The organism is Mycoplana dimorpha (assembly GCF_003046475.1).
Taxonomy (GTDB): Bacteria; Pseudomonadota; Alphaproteobacteria; order Rhizobiales; family Rhizobiaceae; genus Mycoplana; species Mycoplana dimorpha.
On the sequence record NZ_PZZZ01000006.1, the window covers coordinates 179,543 to 197,146 of the forward strand.

Here is a 17,604-nt window from a genome sequence, read left to right on the forward strand (position 1 = left end):
GATCGCTAGGCCAGGTTGCCCATGCAGAGATACTTCATCTCCAGATAGTCGTCGGCACCGTGACGCGAGCCCTCGCGGCCGAGGCCGGACTGCTTGATGCCGCCGAACGGGGCGGCCTCCGACGAGATCAGGCCGGTGTTGATGCCGACCATGCCGTATTCCAGCGCCTCGGCGACCTTCCAGACGTACTTCAGGTCGCTGGCGAAGAAATAGGCCGCGAGGCCGAATTCGGTGTCGTTCGCCTGGGCGATCACGTCGTCGACGGTGTCGAAGCGGAACAGCGGCGCCAGCGGGCCGAAGGTCTCCTCGCGCGCCACCTTCATCGTCCGGTCAACGCCGGTCAAAATCGTCGGCTGGAAGAAGGTGCCTTCGCCGGCAAAGCGCTTGCCGCCGGCAACGACCTTCGCGCCCTTGGCGACGGCGTCGGCGATGTGCGTCTCGACCTTGGCGATCGCCGCTTCCTCGATCAGCGGGCCAAGATTGACGCCGCTGTCGAAGCCGTTGCCGACCGAGAGCTGCTTGACCTTGGCGGCAAGCTTCTCGGCGAAGGCGTCATAGACGTTCGACTGCACGTAGATGCGGTTGGCGCAGACGCAGGTCTGGCCGGCATTGCGGTATTTCGAGATGAGCGCGCCCTCGACGGCGGCGTCGATGTCGGCGTCGTCGAAGACGATGAACGGCGCATTGCCGCCGAGCTCGAGGCTGACCTTCTTGATCTGGTCGGCGCACTGCCGCATCAGGATCCGGCCGACCTCGGTCGAGCCGGTGAACGAAATCTTGCGCACCTTCGGGTTGAAGCAGAGCTCCTTGCCAATCGCCGGCCCGTCGGTTCCGATCACCACGTTGAAGACGCCGGCCGGAATGCCGGCCTTTTCGGCAAGCACGGCCAGCGCGATCGCCGAAAGCGGCGTCTGCTCGGCCGGCTTCGACACGACCGTGCAGCCGACGGCGAGCGCCGGGGCGACCTTGCGGGCGATCATCGCGGAGGGGAAGTTCCACGGCGTGATCGTGCCGACGACCCCGACCGGCTGCTTGATGACGAGCATGCGCTTGTCGGCGGACGGGGAGGGGATGGTCTCGCCGTTGATGCGCTTGGCCTCTTCCGCATACCATTCGACATAGGAGGCGGCATAGAGGATCTCGCCCTTGGCGTCGGCCAGCGGCTTGCCCATCTCGGCGGTCAGGATCGCCGCCAGTTCGTCGGCATTGGCGATCATCAGGTCGTGCCACTTGCGCAACAGCGCACTGCGCTCCTTGGCCGGTCGCGCCGCCCAGGGGCCTTGCGCGCGGTAGGCGGCGTCGATCGCCGCGGCCGTCTCGGCGGCGCCCATTTCCGGCAGCGTCGCCAGCTTCTCACCGGTCGCCGGGTTGAAGACGTCGAAGGTCGCGGCGCTCTTGCCGCCGATCCAGTTGCCGTCGACATAGCCGGAATCGCGCAGGAAGTCGGTGGACTTCAGGTGCTTGGTCAATGCGTCGTGGAAGGCCATTTCATCATTCCTTCGGGCGTGAAAAGGGGTCTCCCGGACGCCGACGTCCGGGCGCTGCCTTGCATTTGAACTGTAAAGCGGCTGCGGACGGAGCCGCTTGCGGAGGTCGTTTTCGCCGGCATCACCTGCCGCTCACTTCTCCCCGCCACGGGGAGAAGTCGGATGTGGAACAAGGCTTGCCGGTTCCCCCCTGCTCCGGAGAGGGCAGGGGGGAGGGAGGGCAAGCACCGTCCAGCCCGCTGCGCGCATGCGCCTGCACCGTTTGCGGTTCAGGGATCGCGCAGCAGCCGGGTTTGCTGCGTCAGGCGGAGCGGGCCTCGAGCATGGCGGCTTCGAGGATGTCGAGCGCCTCGGCGAACACCTCGTCCTGCACCGTCAGCGGAGCGAGGAAGCGGATGACGTTGCCGTGCACGCCGCAGGTCAGCAGGATCAGGCCCTTTTCCAGCGCCTTCAGCCGCACCTTGTTGGCGAAGTCGGCGCTCGGCTGCTTCGTTGTCGCGTCGTTGAACTCGACCGCGTTCATGAAGCCGGGGCCGCGCACGTCGACGATTTCCGGAACCTTCTCGCGCAGCGATTCCAGGCGCTGTTTGAGGCGGTTGCCGAGGCTGGTGGCGCGGTTGCAGAGGTCCTCGTCCTTGATGACGTCGATGACGGCGTGCGCAGCGGCGATGCCGAGCGGGTTGCCGGCATAGGTGCCGCCGAGGCCGCCAGGGCCGGGCGCGTCCATGATCTCGGCGCGGCCGGTCACTGCGGCGATCGGGAAGCCGCCGCCAAGGCCCTTGGCCATCGTCGTCAGGTCGGCGACGACGCCGTGATGCTCCATGGCGAACAGCTTGCCGGTCCGGGCAAAGCCGGTCTGGACCTCATCGGCGATCAGCAGGATGCCGTGCTGGTCGCAGATCTCGCGGAGTTGCTTCAGGAACGCGGTGGTGGCCGGATAGAAGCCGCCTTCGCCCTGCACCGGCTCGATGATGATCGCGGCGACGCGGTTCGGGTCGACGTCGGCGGCAAACAGCTTCTTCAGCGCCGCGAGCGACTGTTCGGCCGTCTGGCCGTGCAGTTCGACCGGGAAGGGGATGTGGAACACGTCGCCCGGCATGGCGCCGAAGCCGACCTTGTAGGGCACGACCTTGCCGGTCAGCGCCATGCCCATGAAGGTGCGGCCGTGGAAGCCGCCGCCAAACGCGATGACGGCCTGGCGGCCGGTCGCGGCACGGGCGATCTTGACGGCATTCTCGACGGCCTCGGCGCCGGTGGTGACGAAGATCGTCTTCTTCTCGAAGTTGCCGGGAACGAGCTGGTTCAGGCGCTCGGCGAGTTCGACGTAGTTCTCGTAGGGAACGACCTGGTGGCAGGTGTGGGTGAAGCGATCGAGCTGCTTCTTCACCGCCTCGATGACGCGCGGATGGCGGTGGCCGGTGTTGACGACGGCGATGCCGGCGGCAAAATCGATGTAGCGATTGCCTTCCTTGTCCCAGATTTCAGCGTTTTCGGCGCGATCGGCATAGATCTGCGTGGTCATGCCGACGCCGCGGGAAATGGCGGCGTTCTTGCGGTCGGTGAGGGATGTGGCGGTCATGGTGCGAAATTCCTGGCTCTGGAACACGGATTATATCCTACATTTTTTCTGTAAGATATGGTAGAAGTCCTACATTTATTCTGCAAGAATGCAACGGCTATTTTCGGCGGCCGCATGCCGCAGAGCGCCACGGAGCGGCCGGCCGGTCGGCTGGACCGCAAACTGCTGTAAAAGCAGCATAACACAAGAAACGGGATTCATTGGCATGGGTGCGAGCGGCCCGGAGACGGTGCACTACAAGGTGGCGGAAGCAGCACGGCTCGCCGGCGTCTCGGCCTCGACGTTGCGCCTGTGGGAAAGCCAGGGCCTCGTCGTTCCCGGGCGCTCGGAGGCCGGCCACCGCCAGTACAGCGCCGAGGACGTGGCGCGACTCAAGAAGATCGCCTGGTACCGCGCCGAGCGCGGCCTGAACCCGGCGGCGATCCGCGAGGCGCTCGAGGCGGAGAACGGCGCCGCCGACGGGCACGCCGCAGGCGGGGAGGGCGAGGCGCCGCAGGGCGTCGGCCGCAAGTTCCGCGCGCTGCGCCACGCCGCCGGCAAGACGCTGGAGCAGGTGGCGGGCGACATCGGCATCGCCACCTCGGTGCTCTCCACCTTCGAGCGCACCTCGCAGGGCGTCACCTTCCGGGTCATGCACGATCTTGCCAGCTATTACGGCACGACCGTCTCGAAACTTTCCGGCGAGGACGAGGCCGAGCGCCGCAGCATCGTGCGGGCAGGGGAGTGGAAATTCTGGCCGGAGACCTCGCCGGGCGTGACGGTGCAGGTGCTGGCCGACGGCCGCAACATGATGGACTGCCACCGCTTCGTGCTGTCACCGGGCGCCTGCAGCGACGGCGCCTACCGCCACGAGGGCGAGGAGTTCATCCACGTGCTTTCCGGCCGCTTCGAGATGGTGCTGGACGGCGACGAGTTCCACGATCTCGGCCCCGGAGACTCCATCTACTTCGACAGTCGCCGCCATCATTCCTGGCGCAACCGCCACGACGGCGAGACCGTGCTCGTCTGGATCAATACGCCGCCGACGTTCTGATGATCCACCGCTCGGCGGCCGGATCGCGGTCTTGCCATTTCGGACCGGGGCAGGGGGTATCGGATTGCTGGCGGTGTAGGGACAAGCAGCCGAGCGCCTGTCGGCCTCACGGGGTCTGGCCGCCTGGATGCGCCCGGCACAAGCGGGTGTCACGCGTCGCGATCTTCAGAGCCGGCCGTCGCGGTTCAAGCTCTTGGCATTGCATGTCACGGCGCCTAAACCTGTCGTTGCTTGCGATCGCATGGATTAACCGCCCTTGCCGCGGCCGGGCTTGCGTGGCGGGCGGATCTGCGCCGTGTCCGGTTCGGACGCGGCGGCCTCGCTCGCCTCGCGGGCGGATCGTTCGAGACGCTGGGCCCGCAGGGCCGCCGTCTTCTTCAGGCGGGCGGCCTTTTCCTTGGCGATGATGCCCCACACCGACGTATCGGTGGCCGCCGCCTGGTCGCCGGCCGGTCGTCGTGTGGGCCTGACGGATTTCCCGGTACCCGTGGTCATGGCTCAGCTCCTTAGCACACGCCTTGCGGCGCCGATGGTGGCGGGCAGGGCGGCGGGAGGCTTCGTCGCGGCGCGCCACGCGCCGGCGTTCACCTGCCGCCTTCCGGCCCGGAGCGTCTTCCGGTCCGTTTCGAAGCTCGCCGCGATCCGGCGAGCCTCGCCATCACCCGCTATCGGCTGCGAGCCGTCTTGCCGCGCGTCGGCAGCAGGCCTTCGCGCTGCATCTTCTTGCGGGCCAGCTTCCGCTGCCTACGAACCGCCTCCGCCCTTTCGCGAATGCGTCTTTCGGACGGTTTCTCGTAAGCCTTTCGCGCCCTCATTTCGCGGAAGACGCCTTCGCGCTGCAATTTCCGTTTCAGCGCCCGGAGCGCCTGGTCGACGTTATTGTCTCTGACGAGTACCTGCAATTTCAATCCTTTCTGTTTTCGGCGCAAGGCCGCGGTGGTCGGCGTGGTATTGGCGCCCTCAGCGGGCGCGAACGCGGACGGGCGCCAGCCAGGGGCGGCCGATCGGCACTGCCGCCGGCGTGTCGCCGCCGTCCGAGGCTTCGCCGAGAGCCTCGATGTCGGTTGCGGTAATCCGCCGGTCGAAAACCTCGTTGCCGAAGCGGACGCGGTATTGCACTTCGCCGCCTTCGGCGGGCAGGGCCTGGATGATCCTGCACGTCCGGTCATCGGGCTGGGCGCCTGCGATGCCGGGCCTGACGACAACGGTGTCGCCAGCGGTGTAGATTGTGTTGCTCATTGTTCTGCTCCTTGCTGCTGCGCAATGCCCCCGGGCCGCAGATCCGCGGGCGGCCGCGGGCTCGGCCCGGAGGTGCGAAATTCCAGACGTGAAGAACCAGACGCAAAAAGGTCGGGCTTGAACCCCGACCTTTTCCGGCCGTTCCACGCCCTGCCAGTACATCCGTGGTCAGGGGGGAACGGCAAATTTACGCGGCTCAATTCGCGGCATTCGCAATGTCGAGATCGCGGCTCGAAAAGGCCTGGGTAAATATTTCATTGTCATACATATAAGCCATTGTGAATTTTTTGCAACACCTTCAACTTTTTCGATTTCTCTGACCCAAAGAGAACTTCGCATAAATTCTTTGGAAGCTGCGCCGTACTGTAGGTCATGCAATAAATAGCGGTATCATTTACTTGGCTATACAGTAACGCCAGCAGACATCAGAAGCTCGCGCTGGTTCTGGAGAACCCCAGACGCCGCCTGGCACCGTTCGGACGCAAGGCACCAGCGGGAGCCCTCAGGCCGCTCCGGAACAAATCGCGGCGAACCACCATTTGCCCCTCGACTGCGGCGCCGCCAGCGCCGTCGACGCGAACGCAAGGGCAAGGCCGATGATGAACGCTGACATGTCTCCCGATCGCGGCGTCGATCACCTCGGGCTGGTGGAGTCCGTACGCTGTGCGCTGGCGATGTCGCCGGATATCGAGCTTGCCGGCATCGAAGTCGAGGCGCAGGGAAACGACATCGTGCTACGGGGCACCTGCCGCAGCGCCCTTGGCGCCGCCACGGCGCGCCGCATTGCCGAGGAAATCGCCGGGCCGGAGCACGTGCATACGGTCATCATCATCGCGCGTGACGACGACCGCTGAAAAGAGGCGAATGGTCTAGACCAGGTTCGACGTCCGAGGCATCACGCCATGGCAGGCGCACTCCGCGCGCTGCGAGACGCGGAACTTCCCAGCCGCCGGATTGCGATGATACGCGGCGGCGAGCTCTCCGGTTACCCGTCAGTTGTAGGGAATGCGCAAACCGCTCGGTTCGGGCGGGCGGGCGTAGTTGATGTTGTCGCCGGCGGTGGTGGTGCAGCCTGCCAAGGCCACGAGGGCGATCACGGCCGATAAAAGTCTCGCGGGCATCGTTCCCTCCGGGCATGGCTGACGATGCACAGGAGCCTAGTGCGCCGCTCGCCCGCCCGCTACCGCGCGGGCGCCGATTTGCATCTTATCCTCAACGAAATGTGAAGAGGAGCCGACGGCCCGCTTTCGCGGGCCGTCGGGGCGTGGCGGCGGGGGAGGTGCGCCACCATCGCGGAATTGCCTGGCTGATCGCGGAGGATCAGCCCTGCGGGGTCAGCGTGACGGAAGTTCCGGTCGCGGCCAGGTTCAATCCGAGCTGTCCGGTGACGCTGATCGTCTGCAGCTGGATTGCATTGGCGGTCCCGCCGAACAGGATATTGGTGCCGACGCCGGCGCCAACCGTCGCCTCTGCGGTGGCGCCGCTGTAGACGCCGGCCAGCGCCCCGCGATGATAGCCCGCCGTCGGGGCGAAGACCGCCCAGGCGAGCCGCCCGCGGGTGGTGAAGCCGAGATCGACGCCCATCTTGCGGATCACACCGGTGTAGCGCTCCTGCGTGCCGCGCGTGGAGTTGAACACGCAGTCAACCGTCTTGGCCGATCCCAGCAGATAACCGGCGCCACCGCCGACATCGCAGCTGAGCATGCCGATCTTCACCCCATCGCGGGTGTCGGGCTCCACATGGACCGGCGCGTGCCGCACTGCCACGACATCTGCCGCCACGGCGCCGGAGGCCGTCGCCAGTCCGGCTGCGAGAATTGCCATCGCCATCGTGTTCATGCTGGTCTCCTTCTTGGTCTTGCTGATCGGGAAAGTGCATTGCACTGCCGTTGGTTCCCGTCCTGCGCGCATATTCTCGTTTTGCTGGCTTTCAGGCTGTCGGCGGCCGCGAACCAGGGACCGTGGAATCACCGCACCACATTTCAACCAAGAGATGGCAAAATGGCGGCACGCACCGCGCTGTGCTGCGCGTCGACATCGAAAATTTAGATGCAGCTTGAAATAATTTGAACTACAAATCGTTTTGCCGTAAACCGGCGGCATGACGATCGATCACAATCCGCCCCGCTTTCGCTTCGGCCACCAGTTTTCGCTTCTGGCGCGTCGATGGCGCCGGGCCGTGGAAGCACGCCTGGAGCAGGCCGGTCTGACCGATGCGACCTGGGCGCCGCTGGTCCATCTGTCCGCCACCGGCGGCGGCATCACCCAGAAGCAGCTTGCCGCCCTCGTCGGCATCGACGGCTCGACGCTGGTCCGGCTGCTCGACATTCTCTCCGACAAGGGCCTGATCGAACGGCGTGCCGACGAGGCGGATCGCCGCGCCAAGCGGCTTTACCTGACCCGGGCCGGGCGCGACGCGGTTGGACGTATCCGGGCGCAGCTGAACGCCGCCGAGGCCGAGCTCCTGCAGGGGATCGGCGACGACGAGATCGCGGTCGTCCTCGGCGTGCTGGCGAGGATCGGCGAGCGCCTCGAGCAGGAACAGGAGCCACGGGCATGAGCCCGCGTGACCGGATCGCCGCATGGGGGTTCGTGCCGGAGCGCCTCACCTTCACCTTGCGCACCGCGCTTGCCGGCTGTCTGGCGCTGCTGGTTGCCTGGCTGCTCGGGCTGGAGCATCCGCAATGGGCCGCGATGACGGTGTTCTCGGCCGCCCAGCCGGTCCGCAACCTGCTGGTGGAGAAGAGCTTCTTCCGCCTCGTCGGCACCATCGCCGGCACGCTCGTCGGCATGCTGCTGGTGGCGGCCGCGGAAGATCGGCCAGCGCTGCTCGTTGCGGGCCTCGCGGTGTGGATCGGCGCCTGCGCCGGTCTCGGCAACGTGCTGCGCGGCTTCGTCGCCTATGGAACGATCCTCGCGGGCTATTCGGCGTCGATGGTGGCGCTGCTGGAGACCGCCCATCCCGGCCACCTGCTGGCGCTCGGCACGGACCGTGCGCTCACGGTTTTGACCGGCGTCGCCACCGGTCTGGTCGTCGGCCTGCTCTTTACCCAGAAGGCGTCCGAGAGCGAGATCGCCGCCAATACGCGGCGGCTTGCGGCGCGCATCCTTGCCGACATGGCCGCCTTTCTCCGGGGCGCACCGCCGCCGTCCACCGACGACTGGCATGACCGCCTGGCCGAGATGGCGCTGCTTGACGAAGGTCTGGATCCGCACGGCGCCGGCTCGCTGGCCTCGCGACGCTCGGCTCGACGGCTGCGCGTCGTCCTTGCCGCGCAGGTCACCGCGCTGCTGTGGCTGAAGACCGAGCGATCCGCCCCGCACGAGCCGGCGCTCGCCGATGCCCTTGAACGTGCGGCGCGCAGTCTCGAGCACCCGGGCGCCGTTTCGCAGACCGTCGCAGCTCTCGAGGAGGCGGCCCGCCTGGCCGGCCGCCACCCGGCGCTGCTCGAGGTGCTGCAGGGGCAGGCGGCGGCGCTACGGGAGTGGGCCGAGACCGACGAAGCCGCCGTGGCCGGCTCGGCCGCCGCTGCGCGCGGCGAGCCGGTGCTGCCGGCGGTCGTCCTGCACCGGGACTGGATCGGCGCCCGCCATGCCGCCCTTCGCGCCGGCGGCGTCATGCTGCTGGTCGGCCTTGCCTGGGTCGTGACCGGGTGGGCCGCCGGCCCCTATGTACTGCTTGGTACCTCGGTGATGATCTCCCTGTTCTCCACCTTCGAGAACCCGGCGGCCGTGATGCGCCAGGTGCTGGCCGGCCAGTTCTTCGGCGCCTGCGCGGCGCTGGCCTGCCGGTGGCTGGTCTGGCCGTTCGCCACCTCCGAACTCGGGCTGGTGCTGTCGGTGATGCCCTTCATCATCAGCGGCGTGGTGCCGATGTCCCACCGGCGCACCATGCTCGGCGGCACGGATTACGTGATGGTGCTGCTGCTGCTGTCGCAACCCGCCTATCCGCTTTCCGGCAGCTTCCTCGGCTCCCTTGCGATCGCGGCGGCCGTGGTCGCCGGCCCGGCGATCGCGTTGCTCGCCTACGGGCTGGTGTTTCCGACCGATGCCCGCCGCCGCCTCGAAACGCTGATCACCATGATGGTGCGCGACCTGCAGGACGCGGCGGCAAGCCCGGACAGCACGAGGCACCGGGGAGTCTTGCGCGCCCGGCTGCAACACCGGCTGCTGCGGCTGGTCCGACTTGCGCAGGCCGCGGGCGAGCGCCGGTTTTCGCCAACTGAGGGTGGCCTGGCGGTCTACGTGCTCGGCCGAGCGACGCTCCTCCTGCATGAGCGGGCAAGCGACCCGGCGCTATCGGCCGGCACGCACCGGGCCCTGCAACTGGCGCTCAGGCGGATACGACACCTTGCCGACCGGCCGGAGCGAGTTCCGCCGGCGCTTGCCCGCGCCGCCGCCCGGCTTGATGCCGACGCAGCCGGCGAGGGCGGGCTCCTGCGAGCTGCAGGAGAGTCGATGGCGCGCAACCCTGCGTTCTTCGACCGCAGCGCGCGCCGGCGGGCCTGATCCGACCGTTACCCGGTTGGCCACTATCGGCGATCGAGGCTAGGCGCGCCCGCCGGCCGCTCCCGCCGACGGCAGCAGCAGCCGCATGGCGTTCAGCGTCACCAGCACGGTGGCGCCAGTATCGGCGAAGACGGCGATCCACAGGCCGGTCGCGCCGAGAACGGTGGTGACGAGGAAGACCGCCTTCAGGCCGATGGCGATCGTGACGTTCTGGCGGATGTTCGCCATCGTCGCCCGGCCGAGCGCGATGGCGCGGGCGACGTCCAGCACGCGGTTGCCCATCAGCGCCACGCCGGCGGTCTCGCGCGCCAGCCCGGTGCCCGAGCCCATCGCCATGCCGACGCTGGCCGCAGCCAGCGCCGCGGCGTCGTTGATGCCGTCACCGACCATCACCGTGCGCCGCTCCTGCGACAGCCCCCGCAGCGCCTCGACCTTCTCCGCCGGCAGCAGCCCGCCACGGGCGTCGTCGATCGCAAGCGTCCGGCCGATCGCCGCGGCGGTCACCGGATTGTCGCCGGAGAGCATCATCGTCTCGACGCCGAGCGCCTTCAGCGCCGCGATGCCCTGCCGGGCATCCTCGCGCGGCTCGTCGCGCAGCGCGATCGCGCCGATGCCCGCGCCATCGGCGACCACGACGGCGACCGTGTTGCCGGCTTGCTCGAAGTCATCGATCCGCGCGGCCAGCTCCGGCCCGATCGTGCCTTCCTCGGCGGCAAAGCGCGGCGCGCCGATGAAGATCTTTCGACCCTCCGCCCGACCGGTCACGCCGCGGCCGGCAATCGCCTTGACCCCGGTCGCCAGCACCGGAGCGAGATCGCGCCGGCGCGCCTCGGCCAGCACGGCCTCGGCAAGCGGATGGCTCGAGCCGGTCTCGACCGCCGCGGCAAGCGCCAGCAGCCGGTCCTCGCTGCCTTCGACCGCATGGATGGCCGTCACCGCCGGGCGGCCCCTGGTGAGCGTGCCGGTCTTGTCGAAGGCGACGAGATCGGCTTTCGCCAGCGTCTCCAGCACGATGCCGCCCTTGACGAGGATGCCGGCGCGCGCCGCGGACGAGAGCGCCGAGGCGATCGCCGCCGGCACGGAGATGACCAGCGCGCAGGGGCAGCCGATCAGAAGCAGCGCCAGCCCGCGATAGATCCAGGTTTCCCAGGCGCCGTCGAAGACGAGCGGCGGGATTGTGGCGACGAGAACCGCAAGCGCGGCGACAAGCGGCGTGTAGACGCGCGAAAAGGCGTCGATGAAGCGTTCGGCCGGCGCCTTGGCGTCCTGCGCCTCTTCCACCAGCGCCACGATGCGGGCGATCGTGTTGTCGGCGGCGGTCCGCTCGGCGCGGATCTTCAGCGCCGCGTCGATGGCGACGGAACCGGCAAAGACGGTTTCGCCCGGACCACGCGAGACCGGAACGCTCTCGCCGGTGATCGCCGACTGGTCGAGATGGGCACGGCCCTCGACCACGGTCCCGTCGGCTGCGACATGGTCGCCGGGCCGCGCCACGACGATCTGGCGTGGCCGGATCGCGGAAGCGGGAATTTCGCGCAACGTGCCGTTCTCCTCGACCAAGGCGCGGTTGGGGACGAGCGAAGCAAGCGCCTCGATGCCGGCACGGGCCCGGCCGGCCGCGTAGCCCTCCAGCACCTCGCCGGTTGCAAACAGGAAGACGACTACCGTCGCTTCGGCCGGCTCGCCGATGATCACCGCACCGATGACGGCGACGGTCATCAGCATCTCGATGGTGAAGGGCGCGCCGGCTGCCGCAGCAGCAAGGGCGCGGCGCGCAATCGGCAGGGCGAGCAGGATCGCTGCGGCGACGAACAGGTAATGGCCGAGCTCCGGCGACAGCCGGCCCGCGGCAAAGGCGCCGGCCGTGGCAAGCCCGCCGATGATCGCATGCAGGCCCTTGCGTGTCCGCCACCAGGCAAGGCGGGCCGGGCGTGAGGCAGGGGCGTCGTCCTTGAGCAGTTCGACACCGTAACCGAGGCCTTGCACCCGCTCGCGCACCGCCTCCGGCGAGGTCCTGCCATCGGCGAACGCCACGAACATCCTCTCGCGCCCGATCGACACCCGGACGTCCGAGACGCCGGCCATGCCGCCGACGGCGGTGCGGATGGTGTTGGCGCAGCTGGCGCAGTCCATCCCAGAGACGCGGAAGTGGCGATAGCCGTCGCCGGGTTCCGGGGCCGCATGCTCTCCGGCCGCACCGTCCGCCGTTGCACAGGCGGCCCCGCGCGCATGGTCATGGCCGTGGGCGTGGGCGTGGGCGCGGCCATCCGGATCGGCCTCGCAGCGTCCGGCCTGCTTGCCCGTCGCGCCGTCCGGCGCGTGTGCGTGAAGGTGTTCGTCCATTGCAAATCTCCCGATTTGCACCACCTATAATTCCTCTAGTAACTATAGCTTCAAGCAGGAATGTCCATGGAACGCGTCTTTTCGATCGGCAAGCTCGCCGAGGCTAGCGGTTCGAAGGTCGAGACGATCCGCTACTACGAATCGATTGGGCTGCTGCCGGAACCGGAGCGCAACGCGGGCAACCAGCGCCGCTACACCGCCCGTCACTATGACAGGCTGGTGTTCATCCTGCACGCCCGCGATCTCGGCCTGTCGATCGAGGCGGTGCGCCAGCTGATCGAGCTTTCCGCCCATCCAGAACAACCCTGCGTGGAAGCCGACGCCATCGCCAGGCGCCAGCTCGACGATGTGCGCCAGCGGATCGCCCGGCTGAAGCTGCTCGAGGCCGAGCTCGAGCGCACCCTTTCGAGCTGCAGCCACGGCACCATCGCCGATTGCAAGGTGATCGAGACCCTGGCCCAGTGCGGCGCCTGCGAACGTCACCATCGGCCGCCTCGCTAATAGCCGCCTCGCTAATATTTGCTGCGCAAACCAATAAGTTGCGTTAGAGTCAGGTTCCCCCCGGTGCGCCGGCGTTCAGGTGGCTGTCAGCATCCCGTGTTGGTTTCCGGCCGAGTTGCGAGGGGGCGAATCGGATGCCTCTTGCCTTGCCTGCCGACCCGGGAGAAAAGCAAATGGCCGACATAGCAACACCACTGCCGCTGCGCATCGAGCGCAAGGACCAGGTCTTCGCCCGCGAGGATCTTCCGGTCGGCGACTTCGCCTTCAACGCCAACGTGGCCAGCGTCTTTGACGACATGGTCAGCCGCTCCGTTCCCTATTACGAAGAGATGCAGCGGATGGTCTGCGAGCTGGCCGCCGATTTCGCCCAGCCCCAGACCAATCTCGTTGACATCGGCTGCTCGACCGCAACGACGCTTCTGGCGCTCGACGGAGCTATCCACCCGGACGTCCATTTCATCGGCATCGACAACGCTCCGGATATGCTGGAAAAGGCCGCGCAGAAGATCCGGGCCGCCAACACGAACCGGCCGATCGAACTCAAGGTGGCCGACCTCAACCGCGGCTTCCAGATGGAGAACGCCAGCGTCGCGACCATGCTTCTGACGCTGCAGTTCGTTCGCCCCCTCTATCGCGAGCGGGTGATGAAGGCGATTTATGGCGGCCTGACCGACCAGGGCTGCCTTCTGCTGATCGAGAAGCTGACGAGCGAGGACACCACGTTCAACCGCCTGTTCATCGAGCACTATTACGACTTCAAGCGGCGCAACGGTTATTCCGAGATCGAGATCTCCAAGAAGCGCGAGGCGCTGGAAAACGTGCTGATCCCCTACCGGCTGGAAGAAAACATCCAGCTTCTGAAGGAAGCCGGTTTCCGCACCGTCGAGATCTTCTTCCGCTGGTATAACTTCTGCGGCATCATCGCCGTCAAATAAGCAGGTAAATCATGACCGCAGCCATGGTCGGCATCGGCAATTTCTTCTTCAAGTACCGGAACAAGGCCTTTCCCGTCATCGTCGTGGCGATGATGCTTTTGGCGCCGCCCTCCGCGCCCCTGTCGCGCAGCGCCGGGTTCGAACACGCCAAGGACATTGCCGCCGTGCTGCTGGTGCTCGCCGGCCTGGCGCTCCGGGCCACCGTCATCGGCTATGCCTACATCCAGCGCGGCGGGCTGAACAAGCGCGTCTATGCCAAGGACCTCGTCACGGAAGGCATGTTCGGCGTCTGCCGCAACCCGCTCTATGTCGGCAACATGCTGCTCTATTCCGGTTTCTTCCTGTTCCATGGCAACCCGCTGGTGGTGGTGCTCGGTATCGGCCTCTTCGCCTTCATCTACCAGTGCATCGTGCTGGCCGAGGAGAATTTCCTCGAGAAGAAGTTCGCGGACGCCTATCGCGCCTATTGCCGCGACGTACCGCGCTGGGTGCTGCGGTTCTCCAATTTCCGCCATTCGACGGAAGGCCTCGTCTTCAATGTGCGCCGCGTCGTCCGCAAGGACTATTCCACCGTCTCGGCCGCGCTGATCACGCTGCTGGGCATCGAGGTCTACCGTTTGCTCCGCGATGGCAACCTCCCCCAGAGCCTCCCGCACCTGTCGGTGCTGGGCGTACTGCTCGCCACCGTCGGCGTCGCGACGGCGGCCTTGAGCCTGATGAAGCGGCGCGGCGCCCTTCGTCAGCCGAAACCACTGAACTGAGCTTTGCGGCGCCATCGAGCCCGTCAGGCTGGGGGGCGACAATCCTCCCGCAAGCCGTCAGAAGGACAGGTAAAAGGGATTGGCTGCCGCCAGCAGGAAATGTCCTGCACGGCGGCTTTGCCAACCCGACCCCGGTCACTCGGCGGGCCGCGCCGGGCCGAAGTCTTCCGGCCCCGACGCCCCTACCAGCCTTCTTCCAGGACCCGTTCCAGCATGTCCGCAAAGAAATCCGCACTCTGCGGCGAGAGGCAAAGCGGCGGCTTGATCTTCAGCACGTTGAGGTGATCGCCGGTCGGCTGCATGATGACGCCGAGGTCGAGAAGCCGGTTGCAAATGGCCGCCGTCTCCTGCGTGGCCGGTTCCAGCGTGTCGCGGTCACGAACGAACTCGAGGCCGAGATAGAGGCCCATGCCATGCACCGCGCCGACGATTGGGAAGCGCTCGCCGAGCGCCTCGAGCCGGCGCCTGAGGTGATCGCCGACGATGCGGGCGTTTTCCTGCAGCTTCTCGTCACGCATCGCATCGAGCACAGCCATGCCGACCGTGCAGGACACCGGGCTGCCGCCGGCGGAGGAGAAGAAATAACCCTCCTTCTCCAGTGAATCGGCGATCGCCCGCGAGGTGATCACGGCGCCGAGCGGATGGCCGTTGCCCATGCCCTTGGCGATGGTGATGATGTCCGGCACCACGCCCTGTTCCTCAAAACCCCAGAAATAGTGGCCGAGCCGGCCATAGCCGACCTGAACCTCGTCGGCGATCGTCACGCCGCCGCGTTCCCGCACAAGCCGGTACACTTCCTGAAGATACCCTCTTGGCAGCGGGATGCCGCCGGCATTGCCGTAGACGCTTTCGGCGATGAAGCCGCCGAGCCGTTCGCCGCTGGCCTCGATCCTGGCCAGCGCCGCCTCGACATCGGCAATGTAGCCGGCCGCCGAATCCGGGCCGCGATGCGGCCCCCGATAGGTGTTGGGCGCGGTGACGGCATGCACCCAGGCCGGCCGCGTCGTCAGCGCCTGCGGATTGTCGGCGATCGAGGTGGAGACGGCATCGCTCGCCACGGTCCAGCCATGATAGGCCTCGAGGAGGCTGATGATGTTGCGGGCGCCGGAATGGGCCCAGGCGAGCCGCAGCGCCAGGTCGTTCGCCTCGGAGCCGGAATTGACCAGAAACACCGTGTCTAGCCCGTCGGGCGCGAGATCGGCGAGGCGCCTGGAGAACTCCGCAACGCCGGCGTAATGGAAACGCGAATTGGTGTTCAGCAGCGACCACTGCCGACCGACCGCGGCGGCAAGTTTTTCGTGGCCATGGCCGAGGATCGCGACATTGTTGACCATGTCGAGATAGCTTCGGCCGTCCATCCCATACATCTGCTCGCGATAGCCGCGCTCGATCTGCGGCGGCCGCTGGTAATAATTCTTCTGCGGTCTGGCGAAATGCGCCTGCCGGATTTCCAGAAGCGCTTCGCCCGCCGGTTCAGGCGCGTCGAAATCGCCGCCGAACAGCCCCGACGGCGACGGGCAGACGACCGACCAGGCGCCGGCCTGATGCGGCATGACGAACGGCGGCGGCGTCAGGCCCTTTTCGCGGCAGAACTGCACCCGCAACCGGCCGGAAGCGGCAACCCGGCCGATCGTCTCGCCGGCGCCGGTGCGCTCTTCGCCATGCGTCCGCTCCATGCCGTCGATCAGCAGGCAGACGTGTTCGCCGTCGATGCGCATCCCGCCGTCTTCCATCGAGACGATTCCGGCGAACGGTGCGACCACGCGGGAACCGGCCGGAACCTGCGCCTCGATGCAAAGGGCAAAGGTCTCGGGTGCCGTCGCCGAATGGTGCCGGGTGCGCGACAGGCGGTATTCGCCATAGCGGCTGATTGCGGCGCCGGTTTCGGCCGCCGCCTCCCGCAGCAATCTCACCTCGATGCCCTCGTCGGACCAGTTGCCGCCTTCGAACAGCGGGCTCAGCGCGTCCAGTCGCACCGGACGGAACGACTTAGGCGCGACATCCGGCAGAAGAGGCTCCATCGCCGGCAGTGGCCGGTCGTCGGCCTTGCCGACCGCTTCCAGGACCGCCGCCTGCATGACGGAAATCGGCAGGCTGGTCGCCACCTCGAAAATCGCCCGTTCATGCGCGATATTGCCGGCCGCATATGCGTTGTCCGGCTCGAGCGCCAGCTGATTTTCACCGCTGGCGACGAGCACGCAGGCCCGCTGCACGACGAGCGACCAGAGCGCCTTGAGTTCAGCCTCGTTGAGCGGATGCTCGGCATGGAAGGCCCGTATCGCCGGCAGGGCAACGAACGGATCTGCGGCGTGGTGCAGCAAGGCCGAACAGCAAACGGCAAGGTCCGCCACCAGCCAGCCGCGCGTCAGGTCGCCGAAATCGATGACGCCGCGCGGGATCGGATTGCCGTCGGCATCCGGCGTGGCAACGACATTGTCGTCTGTGATGTCGTGATGGATCGCCTGGACGCGCAGCCCGGCACGGAGCGGAGCGATATGGCGTTCCGCCTCATCCAGCGCAGCGGCAATGCGCGCCGCCGCCCGTTCGTCCGGCAAGGCGGAGAGCAGCGCCGTGGCGACCGGCCGTGCCTGCCGGAGGTCCCACTGGATCTGTCGGTCGAGTCCTCCGTGATCGAAGCTGTCCAGTCCCTTCGCCACCCGGCCGCAAACCTGGCCGAGTGCCGCCACGGTGATTTCCGGCAGGAACTTGCGACGGGTCAGCGGTTCGCCATCGAGATAATCGAGCAGGCGCGCATGACAGGGTTGGCCGTTGATGTCGATCGACAGGATGGTCTCGCCGGAGCCTGCCGCGATCGCCCTCGGCACCAGGGGCATGGAGGCCAATCCGGCCAGGTGCTTCATCGCGGCATTCTGCGCCTCGAGTTCGATGCGCCGGTATTCGGCGTGACAGATCTTCAGGACATGACGCTTGCCGCCCGCACGGATGCGAAAATTTCGGTCCTGCTGGCTGCCCAGCTCGACAATATCGCCGACAAGGCCGTAGTGATCGCGGAAAATCGCCTGTGCGTCCGCGACGGACACGTTCGGCCTCGGCAGCTCTGCGCGCCCGATCGCGCTCTCTTGCAGCATGTCATGTACTCCCGGCAGTCGCCTGATGGTCCGTTCCCTTGGCGCCTAGGATTGCCCCGTTCGCTTCGGGAGCGTCAATGGTGTAACCGTTGCTTGTCCACGGCGAAGGCTGCGCGCATCGGGATGCG

At 67.1% G+C, this 17,604-nt stretch carries 16 protein-coding genes; 7 read left to right on the top strand and 9 right to left on the bottom strand.

Annotated elements, in window-relative coordinates:
- Positions 1–5: 5 nt before the first annotated feature.
- Positions 6–1,487, bottom strand: coding sequence for an NAD-dependent succinate-semialdehyde dehydrogenase (locus C7449_RS15525; RefSeq protein WP_108003804.1), 1,482 nt, complete (start codon positions 1,485–1,487; stop codon positions 6–8).
- Positions 1,488–1,788: 301 nt separating this feature from the next.
- Complete coding sequence (locus C7449_RS15530; protein ID WP_108003805.1) at positions 1,789–3,066, bottom strand: 4-aminobutyrate--2-oxoglutarate transaminase; 1,278 nt, start codon at positions 3,064–3,066, stop codon at positions 1,789–1,791.
- A gap of 205 nt (positions 3,067–3,271) precedes the next feature.
- Here C7449_RS15530 and C7449_RS15535 point away from each other — a divergent pair, with 205 nt between their 5' ends.
- Positions 3,272–4,099, top strand: coding sequence for a MerR family transcriptional regulator (locus C7449_RS15535; protein ID WP_108003806.1), 828 nt, complete (start codon positions 3,272–3,274; stop codon positions 4,097–4,099).
- Positions 4,100–4,345: 246 nt separating this feature from the next.
- On the opposite strand, the gene C7449_RS15540 is transcribed toward C7449_RS15535, so the two are convergent.
- The 3 genes from C7449_RS15540 to C7449_RS15550 all read right to left on the bottom strand — a co-directional run bounded on the left by C7449_RS15540 (position 4,346) and on the right by C7449_RS15550 (position 5,338).
- The gene (locus C7449_RS15540; RefSeq protein WP_108003807.1) at positions 4,346–4,594 is read right to left on the bottom strand and encodes a hypothetical protein; all 249 of its coding nucleotides are present in this window, start codon (positions 4,592–4,594) and stop codon (positions 4,346–4,348) included.
- A gap of 170 nt (positions 4,595–4,764) precedes the next feature.
- Positions 4,765–5,001: a 30S ribosomal protein S21 gene (rpsU, locus tag C7449_RS15545; protein ID WP_108003956.1), complete on the bottom strand. Its 237-nt coding sequence runs from the start codon at positions 4,999–5,001 to the stop codon at positions 4,765–4,767.
- Positions 5,002–5,059: 58 nt separating this feature from the next.
- The gene (locus C7449_RS15550) at positions 5,060–5,338 is read right to left on the bottom strand and encodes a cold-shock protein (protein ID WP_108003808.1); all 279 of its coding nucleotides are present in this window, start codon (positions 5,336–5,338) and stop codon (positions 5,060–5,062) included.
- Positions 5,339–5,934: 596 nt separating this feature from the next.
- Here C7449_RS15550 and C7449_RS15555 point away from each other — a divergent pair.
- Entirely contained in the window at positions 5,935–6,192 is a 258-nt protein-coding gene (locus C7449_RS15555; RefSeq protein ID WP_146165094.1) for a BON domain-containing protein, read from the top strand.
- Positions 6,193–6,330: 138 nt separating this feature from the next.
- On the opposite strand, the gene C7449_RS22360 is transcribed toward C7449_RS15555, so the two are convergent.
- Both C7449_RS22360 and C7449_RS15560 read right to left on the bottom strand, forming a co-directional pair.
- A complete protein-coding gene (locus C7449_RS22360) occupies positions 6,331–6,459 on the bottom strand; it encodes a hypothetical protein (protein WP_280952483.1) in 129 nt (42 codons plus the stop codon).
- 199 nt (positions 6,460–6,658) lie between these two features.
- Complete coding sequence (locus C7449_RS15560; RefSeq protein WP_108003957.1) at positions 6,659–7,177, bottom strand: DUF992 domain-containing protein; 519 nt, start codon at positions 7,175–7,177, stop codon at positions 6,659–6,661.
- Between the two features lie 340 nt (positions 7,178–7,517).
- On the opposite strand from C7449_RS15560, the gene C7449_RS15565 reads away from it, so the two are divergent.
- A complete protein-coding gene (locus tag C7449_RS15565; RefSeq protein WP_245414413.1) occupies positions 7,518–7,898 on the top strand; it encodes a MarR family winged helix-turn-helix transcriptional regulator in 381 nt (126 codons plus the stop codon).
- Entirely contained in the window at positions 7,895–9,847 is a 1,953-nt protein-coding gene (locus C7449_RS15570; RefSeq protein WP_108003811.1) for an FUSC family protein, read from the top strand. Before C7449_RS15565 ends, C7449_RS15570 begins: the two co-directional genes overlap by 4 nt.
- Before the next feature lie 39 nt (positions 9,848–9,886).
- Here the strand turns inward: C7449_RS15570 and C7449_RS15575 are convergent, their stop codons facing one another.
- Positions 9,887–12,190 (bottom strand): heavy metal translocating P-type ATPase, encoded by a 2,304-nt coding sequence (locus C7449_RS15575; RefSeq protein WP_108003812.1) that lies wholly within the window; start codon positions 12,188–12,190, stop codon positions 9,887–9,889.
- Positions 12,191–12,256: 66 nt separating this feature from the next.
- Between C7449_RS15575 and C7449_RS15580 the strand changes: the two genes are divergently transcribed.
- The 3 genes from C7449_RS15580 to C7449_RS15590 all read left to right on the top strand — a co-directional run bounded on the left by C7449_RS15580 (position 12,257) and on the right by C7449_RS15590 (position 14,387).
- On the top strand, positions 12,257–12,691 hold the full coding sequence (locus tag C7449_RS15580; protein ID WP_108003813.1) for a MerR family transcriptional regulator: 435 nt from the start codon (positions 12,257–12,259) through the stop codon (positions 12,689–12,691).
- A gap of 173 nt (positions 12,692–12,864) precedes the next feature.
- On the top strand, positions 12,865–13,626 hold the full coding sequence (gene cmoA / locus C7449_RS15585) for a carboxy-S-adenosyl-L-methionine synthase CmoA (protein WP_108003814.1): 762 nt from the start codon (positions 12,865–12,867) through the stop codon (positions 13,624–13,626).
- A gap of 11 nt (positions 13,627–13,637) precedes the next feature.
- Complete coding sequence (locus C7449_RS15590; protein WP_108003815.1) at positions 13,638–14,387, top strand: methyltransferase family protein; 750 nt, start codon at positions 13,638–13,640, stop codon at positions 14,385–14,387.
- Positions 14,388–14,569: 182 nt separating this feature from the next.
- On the opposite strand, the gene C7449_RS15595 is transcribed toward C7449_RS15590, so the two are convergent.
- Positions 14,570–17,476: an aminotransferase gene (locus C7449_RS15595; protein ID WP_108003816.1), complete on the bottom strand. Its 2,907-nt coding sequence runs from the start codon at positions 17,474–17,476 to the stop codon at positions 14,570–14,572.
- Positions 17,477–17,604: the final 128 nt, after the last annotated feature.